18 protein-coding genes are annotated in these 23,548 nt (G+C 65.7%); 7 read left to right on the top strand and 11 right to left on the bottom strand.

Annotated features, from left to right (window positions below):
• Positions 1 to 93: 93 nt before the first annotated feature.
• Positions 94 to 2,745 (top strand): DNA mismatch repair protein MutS, encoded by a 2,652-nt coding sequence (gene mutS, locus C7I85_RS07955; RefSeq protein ID WP_245444861.1) that lies wholly within the window; start codon positions 94 to 96, stop codon positions 2,743 to 2,745.
• A gap of 196 nt (positions 2,746 to 2,941) precedes the next feature.
• Here the strand turns inward: mutS and C7I85_RS07950 are convergent, their stop codons facing one another.
• The gene (locus tag C7I85_RS07950; protein ID WP_106723419.1) at positions 2,942 to 3,913 is read right to left on the bottom strand and encodes a small ribosomal subunit Rsm22 family protein; all 972 of its coding nucleotides are present in this window, start codon (positions 3,911 to 3,913) and stop codon (positions 2,942 to 2,944) included.
• An 8-nt stretch (positions 3,914 to 3,921) separates the two neighbouring features.
• Positions 3,922 to 5,184, bottom strand: a complete 1,263-nt coding sequence (locus C7I85_RS07945; protein ID WP_106723418.1) for an Hsp70 family protein — start codon at positions 5,182 to 5,184, stop codon at positions 3,922 to 3,924.
• A gap of 193 nt (positions 5,185 to 5,377) precedes the next feature.
• Between C7I85_RS07945 and C7I85_RS07940 the strand changes: the two genes are divergently transcribed.
• Both C7I85_RS07940 and murJ read left to right on the top strand, forming a co-directional pair.
• The gene (locus C7I85_RS07940) at positions 5,378 to 8,176 is read left to right on the top strand and encodes a [protein-PII] uridylyltransferase (RefSeq protein WP_106723417.1); all 2,799 of its coding nucleotides are present in this window, start codon (positions 5,378 to 5,380) and stop codon (positions 8,174 to 8,176) included.
• A 43-nt stretch (positions 8,177 to 8,219) separates the two neighbouring features.
• Positions 8,220 to 9,830: a murein biosynthesis integral membrane protein MurJ gene (murJ, locus tag C7I85_RS07935; protein ID WP_106723416.1), complete on the top strand. Its 1,611-nt coding sequence runs from the start codon at positions 8,220 to 8,222 to the stop codon at positions 9,828 to 9,830.
• An 18-nt stretch (positions 9,831 to 9,848) separates the two neighbouring features.
• Here murJ and C7I85_RS07930 read toward each other — a convergent pair whose 3' ends face one another.
• Positions 9,849 to 10,256, bottom strand: a complete 408-nt coding sequence (locus tag C7I85_RS07930; protein WP_342587294.1) for a type II toxin-antitoxin system VapC family toxin — start codon at positions 10,254 to 10,256, stop codon at positions 9,849 to 9,851.
• Positions 10,253 to 10,498 (bottom strand): type II toxin-antitoxin system VapB family antitoxin, encoded by a 246-nt coding sequence (locus C7I85_RS07925; protein WP_106723414.1) that lies wholly within the window; start codon positions 10,496 to 10,498, stop codon positions 10,253 to 10,255. Before C7I85_RS07925 ends, C7I85_RS07930 begins: the two co-directional genes overlap by 4 nt.
• A gap of 170 nt (positions 10,499 to 10,668) precedes the next feature.
• Here C7I85_RS07925 and trpS point away from each other — a divergent pair, with 170 nt between their 5' ends.
• From trpS to C7I85_RS07910, 3 genes are all read left to right on the top strand, one after another.
• The gene (gene trpS / locus C7I85_RS07920) at positions 10,669 to 11,736 is read left to right on the top strand and encodes a tryptophan--tRNA ligase (protein ID WP_106723413.1); all 1,068 of its coding nucleotides are present in this window, start codon (positions 10,669 to 10,671) and stop codon (positions 11,734 to 11,736) included.
• Positions 11,737 to 11,906: 170 nt separating this feature from the next.
• The gene (locus tag C7I85_RS07915; protein ID WP_106723412.1) at positions 11,907 to 12,398 is read left to right on the top strand and encodes a universal stress protein; all 492 of its coding nucleotides are present in this window, start codon (positions 11,907 to 11,909) and stop codon (positions 12,396 to 12,398) included.
• Between the two features lie 102 nt (positions 12,399 to 12,500).
• A complete protein-coding gene (locus C7I85_RS07910) occupies positions 12,501 to 13,073 on the top strand; it encodes a NifU family protein (protein WP_106723411.1) in 573 nt (190 codons plus the stop codon).
• Between the two features lie 192 nt (positions 13,074 to 13,265).
• Here C7I85_RS07910 and C7I85_RS07905 read toward each other — a convergent pair whose 3' ends face one another.
• Entirely contained in the window at positions 13,266 to 13,886 is a 621-nt protein-coding gene (locus C7I85_RS07905; protein ID WP_106723596.1) for a L,D-transpeptidase, read from the bottom strand.
• Positions 13,887 to 14,279: 393 nt separating this feature from the next.
• Between C7I85_RS07905 and C7I85_RS07900 the strand changes: the two genes are divergently transcribed.
• Entirely contained in the window at positions 14,280 to 14,780 is a 501-nt protein-coding gene (locus C7I85_RS07900) for an MmcB family DNA repair protein (RefSeq protein ID WP_106723410.1), read from the top strand.
• A gap of 200 nt (positions 14,781 to 14,980) precedes the next feature.
• On the opposite strand, the gene C7I85_RS07895 is transcribed toward C7I85_RS07900, so the two are convergent.
• The 6 genes from C7I85_RS07895 to C7I85_RS07865 form a co-directional block, all read right to left on the bottom strand.
• Positions 14,981 to 15,544 carry an ActR/PrrA/RegA family redox response regulator transcription factor gene (locus tag C7I85_RS07895; protein ID WP_106723409.1) on the bottom strand — a complete coding sequence of 188 codons (564 nt, stop codon included), beginning with the start codon at positions 15,542 to 15,544 and terminating at the stop codon, positions 14,981 to 14,983.
• A gap of 97 nt (positions 15,545 to 15,641) precedes the next feature.
• Positions 15,642 to 16,970 (bottom strand): ActS/PrrB/RegB family redox-sensitive histidine kinase, encoded by a 1,329-nt coding sequence (locus C7I85_RS07890; protein WP_106723408.1) that lies wholly within the window; start codon positions 16,968 to 16,970, stop codon positions 15,642 to 15,644.
• Between the two features lie 40 nt (positions 16,971 to 17,010).
• A complete protein-coding gene (gene hrpB, locus C7I85_RS07885; RefSeq protein WP_106723407.1) occupies positions 17,011 to 19,470 on the bottom strand; it encodes an ATP-dependent helicase HrpB in 2,460 nt (819 codons plus the stop codon).
• Positions 19,470 to 20,114 carry an ATP-binding cassette domain-containing protein gene (locus tag C7I85_RS07880; RefSeq protein ID WP_106723406.1) on the bottom strand — a complete coding sequence of 215 codons (645 nt, stop codon included), beginning with the start codon at positions 20,112 to 20,114 and terminating at the stop codon, positions 19,470 to 19,472. The genes hrpB and C7I85_RS07880 overlap by 1 nt, the downstream gene beginning before the upstream one ends.
• A gap of 44 nt (positions 20,115 to 20,158) precedes the next feature.
• Entirely contained in the window at positions 20,159 to 21,838 is a 1,680-nt protein-coding gene (locus tag C7I85_RS07875; RefSeq protein WP_106723405.1) for an ABC transporter permease, read from the bottom strand.
• A 246-nt stretch (positions 21,839 to 22,084) separates the two neighbouring features.
• On the bottom strand, positions 22,085 to 23,305 hold the full coding sequence (locus tag C7I85_RS07865; RefSeq protein ID WP_106723404.1) for an ABC transporter substrate-binding protein: 1,221 nt from the start codon (positions 23,303 to 23,305) through the stop codon (positions 22,085 to 22,087).
• Between the last annotated feature and the right edge of the window lie 243 nt (positions 23,306 to 23,548).

Raw genomic sequence — 23,548 nt, 5'->3', positions numbered from 1 at the left:
CGAAGCTCTTTTTTGGACGAGACAGTGAACGACGAAACGCCGATCCGCACCGACGCCAGCACGCCTCTGCCGGGCAGCGGCGCCGCCACGCCGATGATGGAACAGTTCCTCGAGATCAAGGCGGCGAATCCGGATTCGCTTCTGTTCTATCGCATGGGCGATTTCTACGAGCTGTTCTTCGATGACGCGGAGATCGCCAGCCGCGCGCTGGGCATCGTGCTCACCAAGCGCGGCAAGCACCAGGGCCAGGACATCCCCATGTGCGGCGTGCCGATCCATGCGGCGGACGACTATCTGCAGAAGCTGATCGGGCTCGGCCACCGCGTTGCCGTCTGCGAGCAGATCGAGGACCCGGCCGAGGCCAAGAAGCGCGGCTCGAAATCGGTGGTGAAGCGCGACGTGGTGCGGGTGGTCACCCCCGGCACCATCACCGAGGACAAGCTGCTGGCGCCGGCGGAATCGAATTTCCTGATGGCGCTGGGGCGCGTGAAGGGCGGCTCCGACAATGCGTATGCCTTGGCCTGGATCGAGCTGTCGACCGGCATTTTTCGCGTGGCCGAGACCAGCGCCGACAATCTGCTGGCCGACATTTTCCGCATCGACCCGCGCGAGCTGGTCCTGCCCGAGCCGGTGTTTTACGACGCCGAGCTGAAGCCGGTGTTCGATCTGGTGGGGCGGGTGGCCAATCCGCAGCCGTCGAGCCTGTTCGACTCGGCCTCGGCGCCGGGCCGCATCGCGCGCTTCTTCGAGGTGGCGACGCCGGACAGTTTTGGCACGTTTTCGCGCGCCGAGCTGTCGGCCATCTCGGGCGTCATCGCCTATGTGGAGAAGACCCAAAAAGCCGAGCGGCCGCCGCTGTCGCGGCCCGAGCGCGAGCAGTCGGGCTCGACCCTGTTCATCGATCCGGCGACGCGCGCCAATCTGGAACTGTTGCGCACCACCGGCGGCAGCCGCGACGGCTCGCTCCTGAAGGCCATCGACCGCACGGTGACCGGCGCCGGCGCGCGGCTCTTGGCCGACCGGCTGATGTCGCCGCTGACCGACCCGAGGGCAATCGCCCAGCGGCTGGATTCGGTCGCCTTCTTCCTCGCCGAGCGGCGACTGATTGAGGCCCTGCGCGCCTGCCTGAAGGGCGTGTCCGACATGCCGCGCGCGCTGACCCGGCTGGCGCTGAACCGCGGCGGGCCGCGCGATCTCGGCGCGCTGCGCTCGGGGTTCGAGGCGGCGCTTGCGATACGCGCGCTGTTCGCCGAAGTCGAAGTTTCGGCGGAAGTTTCCGAAGCGCTGGAAGCGATTTCCGCGCTGCCGGTTGCCTTTGCCGAGCATCTGACCGGGGCGCTGGACGACGACCTGCCGCTCTTGAAGCGCGACGGCGGTTTCGTGCGTGCCGGATACAATGTCGAGCTCGACGAGATGCGCGCGCTGCGCGACGAGTCGCGGCGCGTGATTGCCGGCATGGAGCGCGACCTGATCGAGGAAACCGGTATCCGGTCCCTAAAAATCCGGCACAACAATGTGCTGGGCTATTACATCGAGGTGACGGCAAACCATCAGGCGATCATGAATGGCTCGGACGAGGCCAAGGCGCGCTTCATCCATCGCCAGACCATGGCCAACGCCATGCGCTTCACCACGACCGAACTGGCCGAGATGGAGACCAAGATCGCCAATGCCGCCGACCGCGCGCTGGCGATCGAGCTTGCGGCGTTCGACAGGCTGGTGGCCGAGGCAGTCGGCGAGGCCGAGACGATCCGCGCCGGTGCGGCGGCCCTTGCCTCGCTCGACGTGTCGGCCGCACTTGCGGTGCTGGCGACCAGCGAGAACTGGTGCCGGCCTGTTGTTGACGACAGCCTCGCCTTCGAGATCGTCGGCGGCCGCCACCCGGTGGTCGAGCAGTCGCTGCGGGCGGCAGGCGAGAACGCCTTCGTTGCCAATGACTGCGACCTGTCGCCCGAAGGCAGCGCCAAGGCCGGCGCCATCTGGCTGCTGACCGGACCCAATATGGGCGGTAAATCGACCTTCCTGCGCCAGAACGCGCTGATCGCAATCCTCGCCCAGATGGGGTCTTTCGTGCCTGCGGCAAGCGCCCATATCGGCGTCGTCGACCGGCTGTTCTCCCGCGTCGGCGCCTCGGACGATCTGGCGCGCGGCCGCTCGACCTTCATGGTCGAGATGGTGGAGACGGCGGCGATCCTCAATCAGGCGGGCGAGCGCGCGCTGGTCATATTGGACGAGATCGGACGCGGCACGGCGACCTTCGACGGCCTGTCGATCGCCTGGGCGGCGGTGGAATATCTGCACGAGAAGAACCGCTGCCGCGCGATCTTCGCCACCCATTTCCACGAGATGACGGCGCTGGCCGAGAAGCTGCAGCGCCTCTCCAACGTGACCATGCGGGTGAAAGAGTGGGAAGGCGACGTGGTCTTCCTGCATGAGGTCGGCAAGGGCGCGGCCGACCGTTCCTACGGCGTGCAAGTGGCGCGGCTGGCCGGCCTGCCGGACGCCGTGGTGCAACGCGCCAAGGACGTGCTGCATCAGCTCGAGGCTGGCGAAACCTCCGGCAAGGCCGACCGGCTGGTCGACGACCTGCCGCTGTTCTCGGCGGCGATGAAGAAGGAGCCGCCCGCGCCGGCGAAGGTGGATGTCGTGGGTGCCGCCCTTGCCGCGCTCAATCTCGACGAGATGACCCCGCGCCAGGCGATGGAAGAGCTTTACCGGCTGAAGGAACTGGCGGCGCGGGGTTAGCCGAGCGCTCGGACCTGATCGCTAGCTGGACAAAACCCCTCTCCGTCTCGCTGCGCTCGACACCTCTCCCCGCAAGCGGGGCGAGGAAAGGCGCCAAGATCGCCGCCGCGGTTCCTCGCCCCCACGAAGTGGGGGAGAGGTGTCGAGCGCAGCGAGACGGAGAGGGGGCAGCAGCGTCTGCCAAAGCAGGCAACGCCTACTCCGAATAGATCGCATCGCCCCAATCAAGCTTGCGCGCGGCCTTGAAGGCTGTGCCATCGCGGCGGGTCAAAAGACGTTCGCCGGCGGTGCCTTCAGCATCGCACAGTTTCAGCCGCACCATGCCGCTTGAGGCCTGCGGCGGCGCCAGAACACGCGCCTCAAAAGCCTCGCCCGCATGACGCGAGGCGGCGATATAGATGAACTTTTCGTCTTCCCACGGCACTTCGCCGCCCTTGGCCAGCCGATGCAGGCGCGAGCGGGCGACGCGACGGGAGAAATGGCACCAGTCGGGCGCGACCAGCGGGCATTCTTGGCTGTGCGGGCAAGGGGCAATCAGATGCGCACCCGCCTCGATCAGTCGCGTGCGGACGCGCAAAATGCGCTGCCAGCCGGCCGGCGTGCCGGGTTCGACGATGACGAGCGTGTCGCCCGTCAGCGCCCACAGCCGGTCGACCAGCGGCTCGATCTTTTCAGGCGGCAGCTCGTCCAGCACATAGGCGAGCGTGACCAGATCGGCGGGTTTTAAATCAGGGAATTTTCCCAACACATCGGCGGCAAGGTAGCGCGCGGTGACGGGCTCGGCGTGGCGGGCGAGATCCGTGCCTACGGCGCGGATCGCGGGGCTGGTCTCGACCAGCATTGCGTCCTCAAGACTGTCCCAGCAGTCGCGCGCCGCCCAAAACACAGTGCCCGGGCCGGCGCCGACATCGATGAGGCTGCGCGGCGCAAAATTTTCCCGCGCCTCGGTCACTGCTTCAAGGCTGGCGCGCACCGCCGCATAGGTTGCCGGCAGGCGTGTGGCCAAATAGGCCTTTGCCGCCAGGTCGTCGGACAGGTGCAGCCGCCCGTCGCGCGTCTCGGCGCGGTAGCGACGCGACAGCACCTCCGCCGCCTGCTTCAGCACCGGCAGCGGCACGCCTTCGAGCGCCTTGTCGACCGCCTGGCGAAGGGCTGCGGGAAGTTCCATGAAGCCTCTTAAGCTGTCCCGAATTTGCGGGCCGCATCGAGCGACAGCCCGAGCCCGACCGAGCCGAACATATCGCCCTGCACGACCGTTGCACCTGGAAAAAGCGACAGCAGGCGGTTTTTGAGCATCGGAATGGCCGTCGAGCCGCCGGTGAGGAAGAGCGTGGTGATACGCTGGGCCTCGACGCCGGCGTCGGCGAGCGTCTTCTGCACGGTGTTCGCAACCCGCTCGACCGCCAGGTCGATCGCCTCGTCGAGGCCGGCGCGCGTGACCGGCAGCGACAGCGTCTCCTCGGTCAGCTTGACGGTCATCGAGGTGTCGTCGCGGTCGGTGAGGTCGATCTTGGCGCGCTCCACCGTGCCGGCCAGTGCGTGGCCCTGGCGGTTGGCGACGATGTCGATCATGCGGTCGACCAGCTCGGGCTTTGCCGCCTCGTAGCGGATCTGGCGCAGGTCGGTCATGGCCTTGGGCGTATAGAGCATGTTGATGCGCTGCCAGGTGGCGAGGTCGTTGAAATAGCCGGCGGGCAGGTTGCGCTTGCCGTCCTTGGTCTGGGTCTTGTAGCCGAGCTCGGGCATCAGATGCGCGACCGACAGCAGCCGGTCGAAATCGGTACCGCCGATATGCACGCCGGTGCTGGCGAGGATGTCGTCCTTGCGGTCGGCCGCGCGCGCCCGCTCGGGCGAGACGCGGACGATGGAGAAGTCGGAGGTACCGCCGCCGATGTCGATGATCAGCGCCAGCTCCTCGCGGGTCACGCTCTGCTCATAGTCGAGTGCGGCCGCGATCGGCTCGAACTGGAAGGCGATGTGCTTGAAACCCTGCGCGCGTGCGGCGGCTTCTAGCTGGTTCTGCGCGTCGCGGTCGGCAGCCTCGTCTTCGTCGACGAAATGCACCGGGCGGCCGAGGACGACCTGCTCGATGTCCTGGCCCAGTTCGCTGTCCAGCCGCTCCTTCAGATAGGCGACGAAGGTGCCGATGATGTCGGAGAAGGCGAGATAGCGCGCCTTGATGCGCGTCTTCTCATGGATCAGCGAGGAGCCGAGCACGCTCTTCAGCGCGCGCAGCAGGCGGCCCTCGGCGTTCTCGGTGTAGTCGGCAATCGCCCGGCGGCCGAAATAGGTGTTGTTGTCCTCGAAATTGTAGAAGACGGCGCTGGGCATGGCGACATGATCGCCTTCGAGCGGCACAAGTTTCGGGCGGCCGTCAGCGATATAGCCGACGGTGGAGTTGGACGTGCCAAAGTCGATGCCACCGCTGATCGGTTTCATGGGGGATCCTTGCGTATGAGATGACGGCCCGGCGCGGGGGAGGTGTGCGGTTACACAAGCTGCGCGGCAATGTCGAGGCGGCGGGCCAAATTTTTCTATCCGACCCAAAAGCGCCGCAAAGTGGCGCCCCATACCCAGCCGGCGAAAAAAGAGCTATAGACGCCGCCCGGAAAGCGAGGCTTTTTAGTCAGGCATGGCGAAGATACCCCTGAAGCTCGAGGAACTTATCGACGGCGTGGCCCTGCGCCGCGATCTCACCGCGCTGACCAAGGAAACCGGCGGCGACGGCTCGAGCATGGAGGTGCGCGGCCGCGTGCTGCAGCTTCTGAAGGAGCGCCGGGCGGCAGGCCGAGCGGTGGCCGAGCGGATGCTGCGCGAAGACGGCGGCGGCACGGCCTGCGCGGCGCGTATCTCCCACCTGATGGACGAGATCATCCGCGCGCTCTACGACTTTGCCGCCACCCACGTCTACCACGCGCGAAATCCCTCGTCGGCCGAGCGCATGGCAGTGGTGGCCGTGGGCGGCTATGGCCGCGGCACGCTGGCGCCGGGCTCCGACATCGACCTTCTGTTCCTGCTGCCCTACAAGCAGACGCCCTGGGGTGAGCAGATAGTCGAATACATGCTCTACATGCTGTGGGACATGGGGCTGAAGGTCGGCCACGCCACCCGCAACATCGACGAGTGCCTGCGCCTGTCGCGCGAGGACATCACCATCCGCACCGCCATCCTCGACGCCCGCTTCCTGTGGGGCGAGGAAAAGCTGTTCGATGAACTGCTGGTCCGCTTCGACAAGAACGTGGTGAAGCACACCGGCCCCGAATTCGTGCAGGCAAAGCTCGCCGAGCGCGACGAGCGCCACGCCAAGGCCGGCGAAAGCCGCTATCTGGTCGAGCCAAACGTCAAGGACGGCAAGGGCGGCTTGCGCGACCTGCACACGCTGTTCTGGATCGCCAAATACTTCTATCGGGTGCGCACCGGCGAGGAACTGGTGGAGAAGGAGGTCTTCACCCGCGCCGAATACAACCAGTTCCTGAAGGCCGAGGATTTCCTCTGGGCCGTGCGCTGCCACATGCACTTCCTGACCGGCAAGGGCGAGGAACGCCTGCATTTCGACATCCAGCGCGATATCGCCGAGCGGCTCGGCTACACCAGCCACCCCGGCCTCTCGGCCGTCGAGCGCTTCATGAAGCACTACTTCCTGATCGCCAAGACGGTGGGCGACCTGACGCGCATCTTCTGCGCCGGGCTGGAGGAGGAGCAGGCGAAATATGTGCCGGGCTTCGACCGCATTTTCCTGACCTTCTCGCGCCGCCAGCGCAAGCTTGCCGGCACCAGCGACTTCATCGTCGACAACCATCGCATCAACGTGGCCGACGACCAGGTATTCGTGCGCGACCCGGTCAACATGCTTCGCCTGTTCTGGTTCGCCGACAAGCACGGGCTGGAGTTCCACCCCGACGCGCTGAAGCTGCTGACGCGCTCGCTCTCGCTGGTGGACAAGACCCTGCGCCGCAACAAGGAAGCCAACCGGCTGTTCCTCGACATCCTGACCTCGGACCGCAACCCCGAGCTCAACCTGCGCCGCATGAACGAGGCCGGGCTTTTGGGCAAGCTGATCCCGGATTTCGGCCGTATCGTCGCCATGATGCAGTTCAACATGTATCATCACTACACGGTGGACGAGCATCTGCTGCGCTGCATCGGCGTGCTTTCGGAGCTGGAGCGCGGCGACGGCGAAAAGGTCCATCCGCTGTCGCATTCGCTGATGACAGGGCTGAAGAAGAAGCGCGAGGCGCTTTACGTGGCCGTTCTGTTGCACGACATCGCAAAGGGCCGCCCGGAGGACCACTCCGAGGCCGGCGCAAAGATCGCCCGGCGCATCTGCCCGCATATGGGGCTTTCGGCCGCCGAGACCGAGACGGTTGCCTGGCTGGTCGAAAACCATCTGGTGATGTCGATGGTGGCGCAGTCGCGCGACCTCAATGACCGTAAGACCATCGAGGATTTCGCCGACGTGGTGCAGACGGTGGAGCGCATGAAGCTGCTGCTCATCCTCACCGTCTGCGACATTCGCGGCGTCGGCCCCGGCGTGTGGAACGGCTGGAAGGGCCAGCTCTTGCGCACGCTCTATTACGAAACCGAGCTCTTGCTGACCGGCGGCTTCTCCGAAGTGTCGCGCGCGCAGCGCGCCGCCGAAGCGCGCGCGGGCCTTGCCGCAGCCCTTGCCGATTGGCCCGAGGCCGAACGCCAGCGCTTGGTGGATTTGCACTACGAAAACTACCTGCTCGCCGTCGATCTCAAGGACCAGGTCCGCCACGCGGAGTTCATCCGTGCGGCGGATGCGGACAAGCGCAAGCTTTCGACCATGGTGAAGACGCACGAGTTCGAAGGCGTCACCGAGATCACGGTGCTGGCGCCCGACCATCCGCGCCTCCTGTCGGTGATAGCCGGCGCCTGTGCGGCGGCCGGCGGCAACATCGTCGACGCACAGATCTTCACCACCTCGGACGGCAGGGCGCTCGACACCATCCTGATCAACCGCGAATTCGACCGCGACGAGGACGAGCAGCGGCGCGGCGAGCGCGTCGGCAAGCTCATCGAGGACGTGCTGTCGGGCCGGGCCTGGCTGCCGGAGATGATCGAAAAGCGCACCAAGCAGAAGCGCGGCGCCAAGGCTTTCCGCCGCGAGCCGCGCGTCGACATCCGCAACACGCTGTCGAACCGTTTTACCGTCATCGACGTGTCGGGCCTGGACAGGCCGGGCCTGCTTTCCGAGATCACCGGGGCGCTGTCGGACCTGTCGCTCGACATCGCCTCGGCCCATATCACCACCTTCGGCGAGAAGGTGATCGACACATTCTACGTCACCGACCTCACCGGCCAGAAAATCGACAACCCGACGCGGCAGCAGGCGATCCGCGACAGGCTTTTGGCCACGCTGCAGGGCGAGACCGCCCAGCGCAGTGCCAAGGTCAAGGCGACGGTGTAGTGAGCGCCATGATTCCTCGCCCGCATCAACCGGAACGGCACGCATGAGCCTGATAAAGAAATTCGCCACCGTCGCATCCGGCACGCTGATGAGCCGCGCCTTCGGCTTCGTGCGCGAGATGCTGATGGCGGCGGCGATCGGCACCGGCCCGGTGGCGGATGCCTTCTATGCGGCCTTCCAGTTTCCCAATACCTTCCGACGGCTCTTCGCCGAGGGCGCGTTCAACGCCGCCTTCGTGCCGCTCTTCGCCAAGGAGATCGAGGCCAACGGCACCGAGGGCGCCAAGCGCTTTTCGGAAGAAGTGTTCGGCGTGCTGTTCACCACGCTTCTGGTGCTCACCATCGCCATGGAACTGGCCATGCCGCTTCTGGTGCGTTTCCTGATCGCGCCGGGTTTCGTGGACGAGCCGCAGAAATACGATCTCACCGTGGCGCTGGCCACGGTCATGTTCCCCTATCTCATCTGCATGTCGCTGGCAGCGATGATGAGCGGCATGCTGAACTCGCTGCGCCGCTATTTCGCCGCCGCGATCGCGCCGGTGTTCCTCAACATCATCCTGATCGCGGTGCTGGCCAATGCCTGGTACAAAGGCCATGACAACCTCACCGTCGGCTATGCGCTGGCCTGGGGCGTGCTGGCCGCAGGCGTCGTGCAGCTTGCCATCGTCTGGATTGCCGTGCGCCATGCCGGCATTTCGATCGGCTTTCGCCGCCCGCGCATGACGCCCAACGTCAAGCGGCTGTTGATCCTCGCCCTGCCGGCGGCGATCACCGGCGGCATCACCCAGATCAACCAGCTCATCGGCACCGCAATCGCCTCCGGGCAGAACAGCGCCGTCTCCTCGTTGGCGCTGGCAGATCGCGTCTACCAACTGCCGCTCGGCGTGGTGGGCGTGGCGGTTGCCATCGTGCTGCTTCCCGAACTGGCCCGTGCGCTAAAATCCGGCAACCTGAAGGAAGCGGCCAACCTGCAGAACCGCTCGGTCGAGTTTACGCTGTTCTTGACCCTGCCCGCGGCGGCAGCGCTGCTGGTGATGTCCGAGCCGATCGTGCGCGTGCTCTATGAGCGCGGCCAGTTCGCCGCCGGCAACAGCACGCCGACCGTGGCCGCCATCCTCGCCATTTTCGGCCTCGGCCTGCCGGCCTTCGTGCTCATCAAAGCCTTTACCCCCGGCTATTTCGCGCGCGAGGACACACGCACGCCGATGATTTTTGCGGCCATCTCCGTGGCCGTGAACATTTCGGTGGCGCTGACGCTGTTTCCGGTCATGGGCGCGCCGGGCATCGCCACGGCCTCGGCCATCGCCGGCTGGGTCAATGCCGCAATGCTGCTCGTCGTGCTGGTAAGGCGCGGCCACTGGGGCGCCGACATTCCGCTTCTCACCCGCATTCCCCGCCTGGTGATCGCCGCCGCCGTGATGGCCGGCGCGCTGCATGTGGCGATCGGCAGGCTGGCGCCCTACCTCGCCTCCTCCGCGCCGCTCCACACCCAGGCCGCAACGCTTCTTGCGCTCGTCGCCGGAGCCACCGTGATCTATTTCGGCGTGGCGTTCGGCATCGGCGGCGCCGATCTCGGCATGATCCGCCGCAACATCAAGCGCGGCGAAGCAAAGCCGCAGCAGGCACCGGCGGCGAATGCCACCGCGGATGAATGATCCGGGTTTCGCTCGAACCTAGGCAACCGTCTGTAGATCGGTGAGCCGGAATTCGTCGGCGGTGGAGAGCATCGGCGCACCGTAATATCTGGCGCAGGCGTAGTGGAAACAGTCCGCCATGTTCAGGCGGATCGCATTGTTGCGAAAGCGCGAGGCCGCTTCGATGGAGAGCGAGACGGACTCTTCAGCCGGCGGCAGTTCGCGAACTGCAATTCCGCGCTCGTCGAGAAACCGCGTGACGATCTTAGACGTCAGTTCGACCGGTGCGGCCAGCTTCTCGGGCCGTGCAAGCGCCATCGCCGCTTCCCAGACCGCAATGGCCGAGGTGAACGGATTGGTGGCGTCGACTATCGCCTCGGCGCAGCGCCCGGCCTCCGCCTCATCGCTCAGAATTGCAACGATGGCTGCGGCATCGATGAACATCATTCGTCACCGGACAATTCGTCATAGACGGAACGTGGCAAAGGCTTGCGCGCCCGTTCTGTCAACTCGACCCCGAATTCGGCCCGAAGCCGGGCTGCTGTTTCGACGGGGCTCTCGTTGCTGCGGCGACGCGCCAGCGCCTCGGTCATGGCGATGACGATCGCCTCGGTGAGCCCGACGCCCTCCATCTGCGCGAAAGTGCGCGTGAGCTTGTCGGCATCCTTGTTCGTGATGTTAATCGTCATATCAACACCTCCCTATCTACATACCACGATGTATAAGTAGTCATCAACGGCGTCTTCGAGCCCCCTTTATTGTCGCCCCTGATATCTTGCTCTCGCCCCCGCCATCGGCCATAAGCGCGTATCGATTTTCGCCGCGCGCGAAACGGCCCTCCACAAGCCACGAGGACAAAATGAACGAATTCAAGCCGCTCGTCTTTTCCGGCGTCCAGCCCACGGGCAATCTCCATCTCGGCAACTATCTCGGCGCCATCCGCAAGTTCGTCGCCTTGCAGGAAACCAACGACTGCATCTATTGCGTCGTCGACCTGCACTCGCTGACCGCCCAGCTCGTCCATGACGATCTAGAAGGTCAGACGCGCTCGATCACCGCGGCCTTCCTGGCGTCGGGCATCGACCCCAAGAAGCACATCGTCTTCAACCAGGCCCGGGTGCTGCAGCATGCCGAGCTTGCCTGGATCTTCAACTGCGTTGCGCGCATCGGCTGGATGAACCGCATGACGCAGTTCAAGGACAAGGCCGGCAAGGACCGCGAGAATGCCTCGCTGGGACTGCTCGCCTATCCGAGCCTGATGGCGGCCGACATTCTGGTCTACCGCGCCACGCATGTGCCGGTCGGCGACGACCAGAAGCAGCACCTGGAACTGACCCGCGACATCGCCCAGAAGTTCAACAACGACTTCTCCGCCCGCATCGCGGAACTCGGCCTCGGCGTCGAGATGCAGATGGGCGAGGAGACGGTGAACGGCTTCTTCCCGATTACCGAGCCGATCATCGGCGGGCCGGCAGCGCGCATCATGTCGCTGCGCGACGGCTCCAAGAAGATGTCGAAGTCGGACCCGTCGGACCTGTCGCGAATCAACCTGACCGATGACGCCGACACGATCTCGAAGAAGATCAAGAAGGCCAAGACCGATCCGGAAGCGCTGCCGAGCGAGCTTGATGGGCTTGCCAGCCGTCCCGAGGCCGAAAACCTCGTCGGCATCTATGCCGGCCTCGCCGACATGTCGAAGCAGGACGTGCTCAAGGAGTTCGGCGGCCAGCAGTTCTCGGTGTTCAAGCCGGCGCTGGCCGACCTCGCGGTGGAAAAACTCGCGCCGATCGCCGACGAGATGCGCCGCCTGATCGCGGATCCCGGCTATATCGACAGCGTGCTGCGCGACGGCGGCGACCGTGCACGCGTGATCGCCGAGGGCACGATGAAGAACGTGCGGCACATCATCGGCCTGCTCGACAACTAGGAACCAGCCAAAGCCTCGATGGGGAAACTCATCGAGGCTCTTTTGTCTCTTTGCATGGAAAATGGCGTGCCTGCTTCCATCGTCGAGGCAACGCGCCTGCCGGTTCGGCCAGCTTGCGGTTGGCTGGCGTCGGTGGCAGATTGCGCCGGAACAGCCAGCAGGGTTAACAAATGGTCTCCAAGCGTCTCAGTCGCGAAGCCGGGCACCGGCGAAAGTTCCTGGCGATCATCGACGACACCCCCGAATGCGAGCGGGCGGTGGCCTATGCCTCGCACCGCGCCAAGAACACGGGCGGCGGGGTGGTGCTGCTTTATGTGATCGAGCCGGGCGACTTCCAGCACTGGCTCGGCGTCGAGAAGATCATGCGCGAAGAGGCGATCGCCGCAGCCAGTGCCGCGCTCGACGGCAGCGCGCGGAAGGTGCGCGAAACGATCGGCATCGAGCCCGAAATGGTGGTGCGCGAAGGCAAGCCCGCCGAACAGATCCATCAGCTGATCGAGGACGACCAGGACATCGCCATTCTGGTGCTGGCAGCAGGCGCGGGCAAAGAGGGCCCGGGCCCTCTGGTGACTTCCATCGCCGGCAAAGGGGCCGCTTTCCCCATCCCGGTGACGGTGGTGCCGCAGAATCTATCCGACGAAGACCTTGAAAGTCTGGCCTGAACAAATCATCTGTCCGGCAGGGCCCGTCGGTTTTGCTTGAATGCTCCTGGCGCAGGACCTAGAACCGTTCCAAACTGCCCAGACACGCACGGAGATGCGGCCATGTTTATCCAGACCGAGGCGACCCCAAATCCCGCCACGCTGAAATTCCTGCCCGGCAAGGAAGTGCTGACGCAGGGCACGGCCGATTTCCGCGACGCCGAAACGGCAGTACAGGCCTCACCGCTGGCCGGCCGGCTGTTCGACATTCCCGGCGTGACCGGCGTGTTCTTCGGCTACGACTTCATCACCGTCAGCAAGGACGGCCCGGACTGGCAGCACCTGAAGCCGGCGATCCTCGGCGCCATCATGGAGCACTTCATGTCGGGCGCGCCGGTGATGGCGGCAGGCGGCCATTCGGCCACCCAGCACGATGAGAGCGGCGAATTCTACGCCGAGGAAGACACCGAGATCGTCGCCACCATCAAGGAGCTGCTCGACACTCGCGTGCGCCCGGCTGTGGCGCAGGACGGCGGCGACATCACCTTCCGCGGCTACGAGAACGGCACCGTGTTCCTGCACATGAAGGGCGCCTGCTCCGGCTGCCCGTCCTCGACCGCCACGCTGAAGCACGGCATCCAGAACCTGCTGCGCCATTTCGTGCCCGAGGTCGAGCACGTCGAACAGATCGCCTGAGCGACCTTCCGACAAATAGCAGACAACAAAAAACCGGGCCTTGAGCCCGGTTTTTCATTTGCGACGTCCTTGTTGCCGAGACGGCTCGCATAAATCCTTCTGTCCAAGCCTCCCCTGATCGGAGAGACCCAGGGGGCTTTTGTTTGGGCATGATCTTGTCCGAAAAGTCTGCAACTTTTCGGGATCATGCTCCTAGATAACGACCACCTTGGCGCCGACTTCGGCGCGGTTGTAGAGATCGATGATGTCCTGGTTCATCAGGCGGATGCAGCCCGACGACATGGCCTTGCCGATGGAGAACCATTCGGGCGTGCCGTGCAGGCGATAGCCGGAATCGCCGCTCCCGTTGAACAGATACATGGCGCGGGCGCCGAGCGGGTTCATCAGGCCGGGCGGCATGCCGCCGCGCCACTTGGCCAGTTGCGGCTGGCGGCCGATCATCGCCGAAGGCGGCGTCCAGGTCGGCCATTCGCGCTTGGCTGCGATGCGCGCCGTGCCGTGCCATTCAAATCCCTCACGCCCGACGCCGATGCCGTAGCGCACCGCCTTGCCCCCGGGCATGACGAAATAGAGGAACTTGTTGGCCGTATCGACGACTACGGTGCCGGGCCTCTCCGACGTGTCGTAGCTCACGATCTGGCGGCGGTATTTGCTCTCCACCTTGTAGATCGGCACGGCCGGCAACTGGTAGCCGGCGTCCGAAACAGAGCCGTAATCCGAGTTGAACATCTGGAAAGAGCCGTCGCTCGTACAGCCGGCAAGGGCCGTCGCGAGCATCAGACTAGCGGCGACAAAAATTGGCTTCATGCGCATTGGAAAATCCGCAGCTCCGATCCCGACCATCTACAGCCCGATTCGGGCCGTATTTTCGCCGTTATTTCTATGAGAGCGGTTTGTTGCTTGCCAAGTGCTTGAACGGACCAAGCAGAGCCAAATGCAAGGGTAGATCGCCTGCTATGGTATTTTGGCAACAGATTTAGCCACTACTGAAGCGAAAATCGCCGAAACTGACCGAAGGACGACCGAAACCAGACTTTTGGCCCGTGCTTGCCGATGGTCAGCGACCGCCTGTCGACAGCGCTGCGAGGGCGTGGATGACACGGTAATCCACGGCTCTCGCGGCGCTCTCATATCGCGGCGCGGCAAATAACTGCGCACCCGCCATGACGGGTTCAAAACGAGAACATAACATGGCATGGTGCGGCCATGCCGATCATATCCCCCCTCCCCGCCAATCCCCTCGTCGACGGGCGCCAGTCCGAGCGCGCCATGGTCGTGCGGCGCGGCGTGCAGCGCCTGCTCATGCAGATGGGCATGCATGTGCTGCCGGAACTGTCGCTGGCGACCGGCCGGCGCGCCGATCTCGTTGCGCTGACCCGTCAGGGCGACATCTGGATCATCGAGATCAAATCGTCGATCGAGGATTTTCGCGTCGACCGCAAATGGCCCGACTACCGGCTGCATTCGGACCGTTTTTTCTTCGCCACCCATCCCGAGGTGCCGGCGGAGATTTTTCCGGAGGAGTGCGGTTTTATCCTCTCCGACGGCTATGGCGCGGAAATCCTGCGCGAAGCGCCGGAGCACCGCATGGCCGCCGCCACGCGCAAGGCGCTGATGTTGCGGATCGCGCGCGCGGGTGCCTCGCGCCTGCTGGCAGCCGAGCTTGCCGGCGTTTCAGTGCCGGTGCTGGATGGCGAGAGCGAGTAGAATTTCCCGCCAAGGCAGTCCTGGTGCAACCCCCTCTCCGGTTTGCTTCGCAAACCACCTCTCCCCCGCTTTGCGGGGGCGAGGAACCGGCACTCGCCGAGGTCGCGGCATCGCAGGACTTGGGTTCCTCGCCCCCATGAAATGGGGGAGAGGTGGCGCGCGGAGCGCGACGGAGAGGGGGATTTTCGCGACGCTGCCGCTTACCGCGGCGCGCGCTTGGCCAAAATACGCTGCAAGGTGCGGCGATGCATGTTGAGCCGGCGCGCGGTTTCGGAGACGTTGCGCTCGCACATCTCGTAGACCCGCTGGATGTGCTCCCAGCGCACGCGGTCGGCCGACATCGGGTTTTCCGGCGGCGCGGCGCGCTCGCCGGAGGTGCGCGTCAGCGCCGCGAACACGTCGTCCGCATCTGCGGGCTTGGACAGGTAGTCGACGGCGCCAAGCTTCACCGCCGTGACCGCGGTGGCGATGTTGCCGTAGCCGGTGAGGATGATGGTGCGCGCGTCAGCACGCTTCTCGCGGATCGCCGCGACCACGTCGAGGCCGTTGCCGTCGCCGAGCCGCATGTCGACCACCGCATAGGCCGGCGGATTGGCGCGCGCCTTGGCGACCGCTTCCTCGACGCTTTCGGCGGTCTCCACCTGGAAGCCGCGCTGCTCCATCGCGCGGGCCAGACGGGTCAGAAACGGCTTGTCGTCATCCACGATCAGCAGCGACGTGTCGCCACCGGTGATGTTGGCATCAACTGTTTCTTCGCCGTTCATAATCGTATGGTCCGTTCTATCTGTTTTTCTTGATTGTTTTTTCAGCAATATAAGTACCGGAGGCACAATTTTCTACCCACGGCCGGGCGGGAAGGCATCAGGCGGTGTCGAACATGGACGATGCAGCCGACATGGGGTTCAGGAACACCTCGCGCGGCCATTCGATCTGCACGACCGCGCCTTTGCCGCGCTCGTTGGCGTTGGAGAAAGTGAGCGTCGCGCCGGAGCGTTCTAGCAGCGTCTTGGCGATGAACAGACCGAGCCCGAGCCCGCCGCCCTGCTCGCCGCCGCCCTGCCGCGTCGTCATGTAGGGCTCGCCAATACGGTCGATGATTTCGGGCGGGAAGCCGGGGCCGTCATCGACGATGTCGAATGTGACGGTGCGCTCGTTCCATTTCCAGCGGATGACGACCGTGGCGACGGCGAAATCGACGGCGTTCTCGACCAGATTGCCGAGGCCGTAGATGACGCCCGCATTGCGGTGGCCGACCGGCTCGGGGCCGATCTGCTCGCCCGGCTCCAGCTTGATGGAAATGCCGAAATCGCGGTGCGGCGCGATCACCTCCTCCACCAGCGAGGTAAGCGGCAAGCGCGCCAGATGCACCTCGCTTTCCGAGGACAGGCTGGTGAGCCGCTTCAGGATCTGGCGGCAGCGTTCGCTCTGCGAGCGCAGCAGCGTCACGTCCTCGTGGAATTTCGGATCGTTGCCGAGCGCCCGCTCCATCTCCTTGGCCACGAGCGCGATTGTTGCGAGCGGCGTGCCGAGCTCATGCGCGGCAGCCGCCGCCAGCCCGTCGAGCGCGGAAAGATGCTGCTCGCGCTGCAGCACCAGCTCGGTGGCCGAGAGCGCGTTTGCAAGCAGCCGCGCTTCCTCCGCCACGCGCCACGCATAGATCGCGGTGAAGGCGATGCTCGACGAAACCGCCATCCACATGCCGGCGACATAGAGGAAGGGCATGGCGAGCTCGGTGCCCGCAAACCATGGCAGCGGCAGATGGAAGAAGGCGAGCAACGTGGTGAGCGCCATGACGAACACGCCGAGGATCGCGGTCAGGCTGAGCGGCAGCGAGGTGGCGGAAATGACCACCGGCACAGTCATCAGCAGCGAGAAGGGGTTGGTCAGGCCGCCCGTCATATAGAGCAGGCCGGCAAGCTGCAGCGCGTCGAAGGTGAGGATGCCCAGCGCCGGCAGCGGCTGCAGCCGGTGCGCGGCGGGAAAGCGGAAGGTGAGCAGAAGATTGAGCCAGGCCGAGCAGGCGATGAGCGCAAAGCACAGGCTGACCGGCATCGGGAAGTTGAACCAGTAGGCGATGACGATGACCGCGATGCTCTGGCCGATGATGGCGAGCCAGCGCAACCGGATCAGCGTGTTGAGACGCAAGCGGGCGCTCTGCTGGAAGTCGGGCATCTTCTGTGTCTTGACCATGGAAGGGTTTATGCGCCGGACAGGCACCGCGCGCCAAGCGCTATTTGACGCGGGGTTTTGCGCGCGCCGTGGCCTGCGCCGACAAGGGATCGTCGGGCCAGACATGCTTGGGATAGCGGCCGCGCATGTCGGAGCGCACATCGGCCCAGGAGCCGCGCCAGAAGCCCGGCAGGTCGCGCGTGGTCTGGATCGGCCGGTGGGCGGGCGACAGCAGTTCCAGCGTGAGCGGCACCGTGCCGCCGGCGATCGACGGATGCTTGTCGAGGCCAAAAAGTTCCTGGACGCGGATGGCCAGCACCGGCCACTCGCCCTCATAGTCGATCGGCACGCGGCTGCCCGATGGTGCGTCGAAATGAGTCGGCGCAAGCGAGGCCAGCTTGCGCTGCAGATCGTGCGGCACCAGAGACAGAAGCGCATCGTGCAGCACGCCGGCACTGACACGGGCAAAGCTGGCCTCGCCGGAGAGGAAGGGCAGCAGCCAGTCGTCGAGCGAGGCGATCAGCGCCTCGTCGGACATGTCGGGCCAGGGCGCGCCGAGGCCGGTGTGCAGCCATTGCAGGCGATGGCGCAGGATTTCGGCTTCCTTGCCCCAGTTGAGCAGGGACAGGCCGTGTGTCTTCAGCGCTGCGATGATTGCCCGGTCGGCATCGGGACCGGAAGGCGCCGGCAGCATGCGCTCGGACAAGGTGATGGCGCCGAGCCGAACGATCTCGCGCACGCGCACCGCGCGTTTTTCGGGATCGAAGGCGCTTTCCAGCCTTTTTTCCACGTGGTGGCCGAGCACTGTGCGTATCTCGGCTTCCGAGACAGGTGCAGCCGCGGCGACGCGCGCATTCTGCGCCTTGCCCTGCATGTCGGCCACGACGAGATAGGTTTCGCCGGCAAGCGGATCGGCGGCATCGAGCATCGCGCCGCTGCCATTGGCAAGGACAAAACGGCCGCGTTCGCCGCGTGCCTTGGCGACGCGGTCGGGCCAGGCCCGGAGAAGAAGGGCGCCGGCCGCTTCCGGCGCCGAGGCTCGGCCGCCACCATTTGCAGCCCGTGCCAGCCGCTCGGCCAATTGTTTCGCCGCCACCGCGCGCGGCGATCTTTCGCCCATGAAGCGCGAGAGACGTCGCTCCAGGTCGACGCTGTCGCCGCCAAGCCCGCGCTCGGTTAGCAATACCGCAAGCTGGGCGGCTTCGAGCCCCTGCCCTTCCCGCGCCGCCTCGGCCACCATATGCGCGAGGCGCACCGGTAGAGCCAGCTTGCGCATGGCAGCACCTGCCTCGGTCAGGCGCCCGTTCGCGTCGATGGCGTCGAGTTCGGTGAGCAGCGTGCGCGCTTCCGAAAGCGCGGGCGCGGGCGGCGGGTCCAGAAAGGCGAGGCTGGCCGGATCGGCGACGCCGAAGGCGGCGCAATCGAGCATCAGGCCCGACAGGTCGGCCTCGAGGATTTCCGGCGGCGTGAAGGCAGGAAGTGCGGTTGTCTGCTCGGCGCGCCAGAGGCGGACGGCGACGCCCGGTTCGGTGCGGCCGGCGCGGCCCGCGCGCTGGTCGGCGGAGGCGCGGGAGACGCGCACGGTTTCCAGCCGGGTGAGGCCGCTGGCCGGCTCGTAGCGCGGCAGGCGCGACAGGCCGGAATCGATCACCACCCGCACGCCGTCGATGGTGATGGAGGTTTCTGCAATCGCGGTGGCCAGCACCACCTTGCGGCGGCCGGCAGGCGCAGGCTTGATCGCGGCGTCCTGCGTCTTCGCATCCAGCATGCCGTAGAGCGGCACGATGTCGGTGTCGGCACCGACGCGGCCTTCGAGACGTTCGCGCGTGCGCTCGATCTCTCGCTGGCCGGGCAGGAAGGCGAGCACGCTGCCGGGCTCGTCGGCCAGCGCCTCGCGCACGGCCTTCGCCATCGCATCCTCGATGGGCGTGCCGGCGGGCCGCTCCTGATAGCGGATGTCGATGGGGAAGCTGCGGCCCTCGCTTTCGATGACCGGCACGTCGCCCAGCAGGCTGGCCACCCGCGCGCCGTCGAGCGTCGCGGACATTACCAGCAGGCGAAGCTCGGGCCTCAGCGCGCCCTGCACGTCGAGCGCCAGCGCCAGGCCAAAATCGCCGTCCAGCGAGCGCTCGTGGAACTCGTCGAAGATCACCGCCGAGATGCCCGTCAGCTCGGGGTCGTCGAGGATCATGCGCGCCAAAATGCCTTCGGTGACGACCAGGACTCTTGTCCGCGCCGACTGCTTGCTTTCCATGCGCATGGCATAGCCGACCGTGCCGCCGGGCTCCTCGCCCAGAAGCTGCGCCATGCGGCGCGCGGCGGCGCGGGCAGCCAGCCGGCGCGGCTCGAGCAGCAGGATTTTACCATCGCCCAGCCACGGGGCTTCGAGCAGCGCCAGCGGCACCAACGTGGTCTTGCCGGCACCGGGCGGCGCAACCAGCACCGCGCTCGACTTGGCCGCAAGTGCATCGGCGAGCAACGGCAGAACGGCGGTGACGGGAAGCTCGGGTAAACTCGGCATTACGCCGCCCCGATCCGGATGACGGCGCCGCCCGCAGCTTGGGCGTCGGCCTCGTCATGCGTCACCAACAGAACCGGCAGGCTGCCGTCGCGTGCCTTGGAAAACACAAGTTCGCGCATCTGTCCGCGGAGATTGGCGTCGAGCTTCGAAAAGGGCTCGTCCAGCAGCAGCATGCGCGGCGAGGACAGAAGCGCTCGCGCCAGCGCCACCCGCGCCTTTTGCCCGCCCGACAGCGTGTCGGGGTCGCGCCCGGCCATGCCGGCGAGGCCGACGCCTTCGAGCGCGGTTTCGGCCAATGCCGCGCGCGCGGCCTTGCCCTTCACGGCTTCAGGAATGGCGAAGACGAGGTTGCCGCCGACCGACATATGCGGAAACAGCAGCGGGTCTTGGAACAGGATGCCGGCATGGCGATCCTCTGCCGGCAGGGCGGTGAGCTCGATATCGCCGGAAAAGACGCGGCCCGACGCCTCAAAGGCCGGCGGCAAAAAACCGCCGATATAGGCGAGCAGCGTCGATTTTCCGGAGCCGGACGGCCCCATGACGGTGAGCACGTCGCCGGGCGCGACGCGATGCGTGACCGAAACGAGCGTTTGCCCGTTCAGCGCGATCGTCACGTCGTCCAGGAAGAGCCCGTTTTCGGCCATCACCCCAACCGGTTTTTTGTCCTCTCGCGCGCTGGCGCAGGCTGTCACACCCGCATGGCGCGGCGGTGCCGGAATATCAGCGCGGGCACGACTGTTGCAACCGCAAAGCCGATAGCTGGCAGGACCATCTGCACGAAGGCGTAGACACCGATGATGCGGCGGTTGCCGCCCGAGGCCAGCGCCACCGCCTCGGTGGTGACCGTCTCCAGCCGGCCGGCGCCGATAAGCACGGTGGGCAGATAGAGCCCTATGGACACCGCGAAGCCGACGGCGGCAGCGACCAGAATGGCGCGCAGCAGCATCGGCAGGCGAATGGCAAGGAGCGTGCTGAGGCGCGATTTGCCGAGCCCGGCGGCGACGGCCTCGAAGCGCGGATCGAAGGCGCGCCACGGGTCGGCGAGCGAGAGAAACACATAAGGCATGACGAAGACGAGATGCACCAGCACCAGCGCCGGCAGGCTGGCCACCGTGCCGGTGAAGACGAACAAAAGCTGCAGCCCGAACAGGAAGGCGACCTGCGGCACGATCAGCGGCAGATAGATGAGCCACATGGCGCGGCGGCCGGCGATGCGGCCGGTGCGGTTCTCGTTGAGGAGGCAAAGCACGGTGAGCGCCACGGCAATCAGCGTCGAGAGCGTGGCAACCAGAAGCGTGCTGGCAAGCGGGCCGGCAATGCGCGGCGCAGCGGCGATCCAGCTTTTCAGCGTAAAACTGTCCGGCAGCACATTGGGGAATTGCCACAACCCGGCGACCGACCACAGCGCCAGCGTGGCCAGGCCGGCGAAGGTGAGCAGCGCGGCAAGGGACATGCCAGCAAAGGCGGCGCGGCCTGCCCAAGTATCGCGGCGAAAGCGCAAACCACGCGCGCAGGCATGGTCGCGCAGCCATGCGCCCAACCGCTCGAAGCCGATCCAGAGGAGAATGGCTGCGGCCGTCACGCCAAGCTGCAGCAGCGCGCCGGCGGAGGCGAAGAAGCGCATCGACAGTTCCGGATCGTTCATCCAGCGCAGGAGCCGCACGGCAAGCGGCGCGGGCGTGGTAGGGCCGAGGATGACGGCGACATCGACCACGGAACTCGAAAAGGCGATGACCGCGAACACCGCCAGCCTGATCTGGCGATAGAGCGGCGGCCAGACGCCGTAGACAAAGCCGGCGATGCGCCCATAGCCAAGCGCGGCCGCCAGCCTGCGCGTGCGAAAAAGGTCGACCTGCGGCAGGGCGGCAAGCGCGATGAGCAACAGGAAGGGAACTTCCTTCATGACCAGCCCGGCCATCATCGACAGGCCGAGCGGGTCGTTGACGATCAGCAGGTCGGGCGGCTGTTGCCAACCGGTGAGACCGGGCGAAACCAGCCGCGCGATCATGCCCGACGGCGCGATGAGGAAGGCCAACCCGAAGGCCGCCGCCGCATGCGGCACCGACAAGAGCGGCGAGACGAGATGCTGGACGCGCGAAAAAGTCTTGGTCCCGGCGAAGCCGGCGATGAAGAAGGCGACTACGCCCAGCGAGACAATGGTGGTGATCAGACCGGGGACGAGGCTGAGCAGCATCGAGGTTGCAAGGCCGGGTTGGGCAAGCAGCTTTGTCACATGCGCCAGCGTAAAAGCCTCGCCGCCCAGCGCCGGCAGATAGCCAAAGGCCGGCAGCAGCGTGCCGGCAAGCCCGGCAAGGATCGGGCCGGCCAAAAGCAGGATCGCCAGCGGCGGGCCAAGCCGGGCTAGCATGGCAATGGCGCTGCACCTGCCGGTACAGGCGCTCTACGTTGCCCCCCTCTGGCCTGCCGGCCATCTCCCCCACAAGGGGGGAGATCGGCTCTCAGCACAGCTTTCGCCAATCTTGAGCGGCGGAGAACGCGCGGTGTCGCCGAAGCTGCGAATCTCCCCCCTTGTGGGGGAGATGCCCGGCAGGGCAGAGGGGGGCGCTGTCCCGCCAGCAGACAATGTGACGAAAAGAAAGGCACTGCCGCCCCCTCAGTCGCCCACCCCGTAACGCCGCTTCCATTCCGCCTCCAGCCGGACCATCCAGCTCGGATGTGGCTCGTCGATTGCCGGGCCGAGTTCGTCCGGCTTCAGCGTGGCGACGCCGAGATCGAGCGCCTCGAAACGGGCCCGATCGCTGGCGTCGAGCTTGGTCATGGAAAGAACGGTCGGGTCGCCCCACACTTTCGGGTCCTGCTTGCGGGCCTGCGCCTCGGGTGACAGCAGGAAGTTGGCCGTCACCAGCGCGCCGGCCTTGGCCGAGGCGTTGTAGGGAATGGCGAGGAAATGGGTGTTGGCAAGCGTGCCGGCCGGGAAGGTGAAGGAGCGCACCGTGTCCGGCAGCTCGCCATTGGCGATGCCGCTCGAAGCCTCCGAGGGATTGAAGGCGAAGATGATGTCGAGCTCGCCATCGGCCAGAAGCTGCTTCATTGCCGGATAGTTTTGCGGATAGGCGCGGCCCGCGCGCCAAAGAACCGGCTTGAGCTCGTCGAGATAGGCAAAGAGCGGCGCCGTGACCTGATCGAACGAGGCCTCGTCGACCGGCTTCTGCAGCACCGAGCGGTCGGCCACCAGCTCGGACAGCACCTGCTTGAGGAAGGACAGGCCCATGAAGTCCGGCGGCTGCGGATAGGAGAAGCGCCCGGGATGCGCCTTCGCCCAGGCGAGCAATTCCTTGGCCGATTTCGGCAGGCTGGCCGAGTCGGTGCGCGCGGTGTCGTAGAAGAACACCAGCTTGGCCATGCCCCAGGGGCTCTCCAGCCCCTCGACGGGGACCGTGAAGTCGGTGCGAATGGTCGGCTTGTTTTCGACGTCGACATATTTCCAGTCGGGCAGCTTTTCGGCCCAGCCGGGCGACATCAAAAGGTCCTGCCGCTTCATGGCGGCAAAATTCTCGCCATTGATCCAGATGAGGTCGACGGTGCCGTTGTCATTGCGACCGGCGGCCTTCTCGGCCACCACCTTTGCGACCGCATTGGCGGTGTCGTCGAGCTTTACCTGGACGAGCTTGACGCCGTAGCGCTTCTGCAGCTCGCCGCCCGCCCATTCGAGATAGGCGTTGATGTTTTCGGAGCCGCCCCAGGCGTTGAAATAGACGGTCTCGCCCCTGGCCTCAGCCAGCACCTCGTCCCACTTCGCGGGATCAGGATTGCCGGCCAGCGCCTGAAGCGTCAGCCCACACAAGGATATCGCAGCCAGAAGCAGTCGTTTCATCGAAATCCCCCTTCGAAAATGGCGTCCCTGCTCGCAAGATTGAGCATTTCACACGAAATCCGGTCAATGCGCGGCATCCCCACCCGCGCTCACTTCAACGTGAGAAACGGGCCAGAGGCGCCACCCGCCTGCCTTGCGCCCTGCCCCGGCGGCAGATGACTTGGCATGACTTGTCTGATAACACCGACAAATTATTCAGACATTCGTCAATCCGTCATGCAAATCGCCTATGGCATCGGGCGC

Source organism: Pseudaminobacter soli (ex Li et al. 2025), from assembly GCF_003012705.1.
GTDB lineage: Bacteria > Pseudomonadota > Alphaproteobacteria > Rhizobiales > Rhizobiaceae > Pseudaminobacter > Pseudaminobacter soli.
This window is presented reverse-complemented; position numbering and strand designations above follow the sequence as displayed.

What these genes read in the sequence shown, in the direction of transcription:
- mutS (WP_245444861.1), top strand. Translation starts at nt 94, where the DNA reads ATGATGGAACAGTTCCTCGAGATCAAGGCGGCGAATCCGGATTCGCTT.
- C7I85_RS07950 (WP_106723419.1), bottom strand. Translation starts at nt 3,913, where the DNA reads ATGGAACTTCCCGCAGCCCTTCGCCAGGCGGTCGACAAGGCGCTCGAA.
- C7I85_RS07945 (WP_106723418.1), bottom strand. Translation starts at nt 5,184, where the DNA reads ATGAAACCGATCAGCGGTGGCATCGACTTTGGCACGTCCAACTCCACC.
- C7I85_RS07940 (WP_106723417.1), top strand. Translation starts at nt 5,378, where the DNA reads ATGGCGAAGATACCCCTGAAGCTCGAGGAACTTATCGACGGCGTGGCC.
- murJ (WP_106723416.1), top strand. Translation starts at nt 8,220, where the DNA reads ATGAGCCTGATAAAGAAATTCGCCACCGTCGCATCCGGCACGCTGATG.
- C7I85_RS07930 (WP_342587294.1), bottom strand. Translation starts at nt 10,256, where the DNA reads ATGATGTTCATCGATGCCGCAGCCATCGTTGCAATTCTGAGCGATGAG.
- C7I85_RS07925 (WP_106723414.1), bottom strand. Translation starts at nt 10,498, where the DNA reads ATGACGATTAACATCACGAACAAGGATGCCGACAAGCTCACGCGCACT.
- trpS (WP_106723413.1), top strand. Translation starts at nt 10,669, where the DNA reads ATGAACGAATTCAAGCCGCTCGTCTTTTCCGGCGTCCAGCCCACGGGC.
- C7I85_RS07915 (WP_106723412.1), top strand. Translation starts at nt 11,907, where the DNA reads ATGGTCTCCAAGCGTCTCAGTCGCGAAGCCGGGCACCGGCGAAAGTTC.
- C7I85_RS07910 (WP_106723411.1), top strand. Translation starts at nt 12,501, where the DNA reads ATGTTTATCCAGACCGAGGCGACCCCAAATCCCGCCACGCTGAAATTC.
- C7I85_RS07905 (WP_106723596.1), bottom strand. Translation starts at nt 13,886, where the DNA reads ATGCGCATGAAGCCAATTTTTGTCGCCGCTAGTCTGATGCTCGCGACG.
- C7I85_RS07900 (WP_106723410.1), top strand. Translation starts at nt 14,280, where the DNA reads ATGCCGATCATATCCCCCCTCCCCGCCAATCCCCTCGTCGACGGGCGC.
- C7I85_RS07895 (WP_106723409.1), bottom strand. Translation starts at nt 15,544, where the DNA reads ATGAACGGCGAAGAAACAGTTGATGCCAACATCACCGGTGGCGACACG.
- C7I85_RS07890 (WP_106723408.1), bottom strand. Translation starts at nt 16,970, where the DNA reads ATGGTCAAGACACAGAAGATGCCCGACTTCCAGCAGAGCGCCCGCTTG.
- hrpB (WP_106723407.1), bottom strand. Translation starts at nt 19,470, where the DNA reads ATGCCGAGTTTACCCGAGCTTCCCGTCACCGCCGTTCTGCCGTTGCTC.
- C7I85_RS07880 (WP_106723406.1), bottom strand. Translation starts at nt 20,114, where the DNA reads ATGGCCGAAAACGGGCTCTTCCTGGACGACGTGACGATCGCGCTGAAC.
- C7I85_RS07875 (WP_106723405.1), bottom strand. Translation starts at nt 21,838, where the DNA reads ATGCTAGCCCGGCTTGGCCCGCCGCTGGCGATCCTGCTTTTGGCCGGC.
- C7I85_RS07865 (WP_106723404.1), bottom strand. Translation starts at nt 23,305, where the DNA reads ATGAAACGACTGCTTCTGGCTGCGATATCCTTGTGTGGGCTGACGCTT.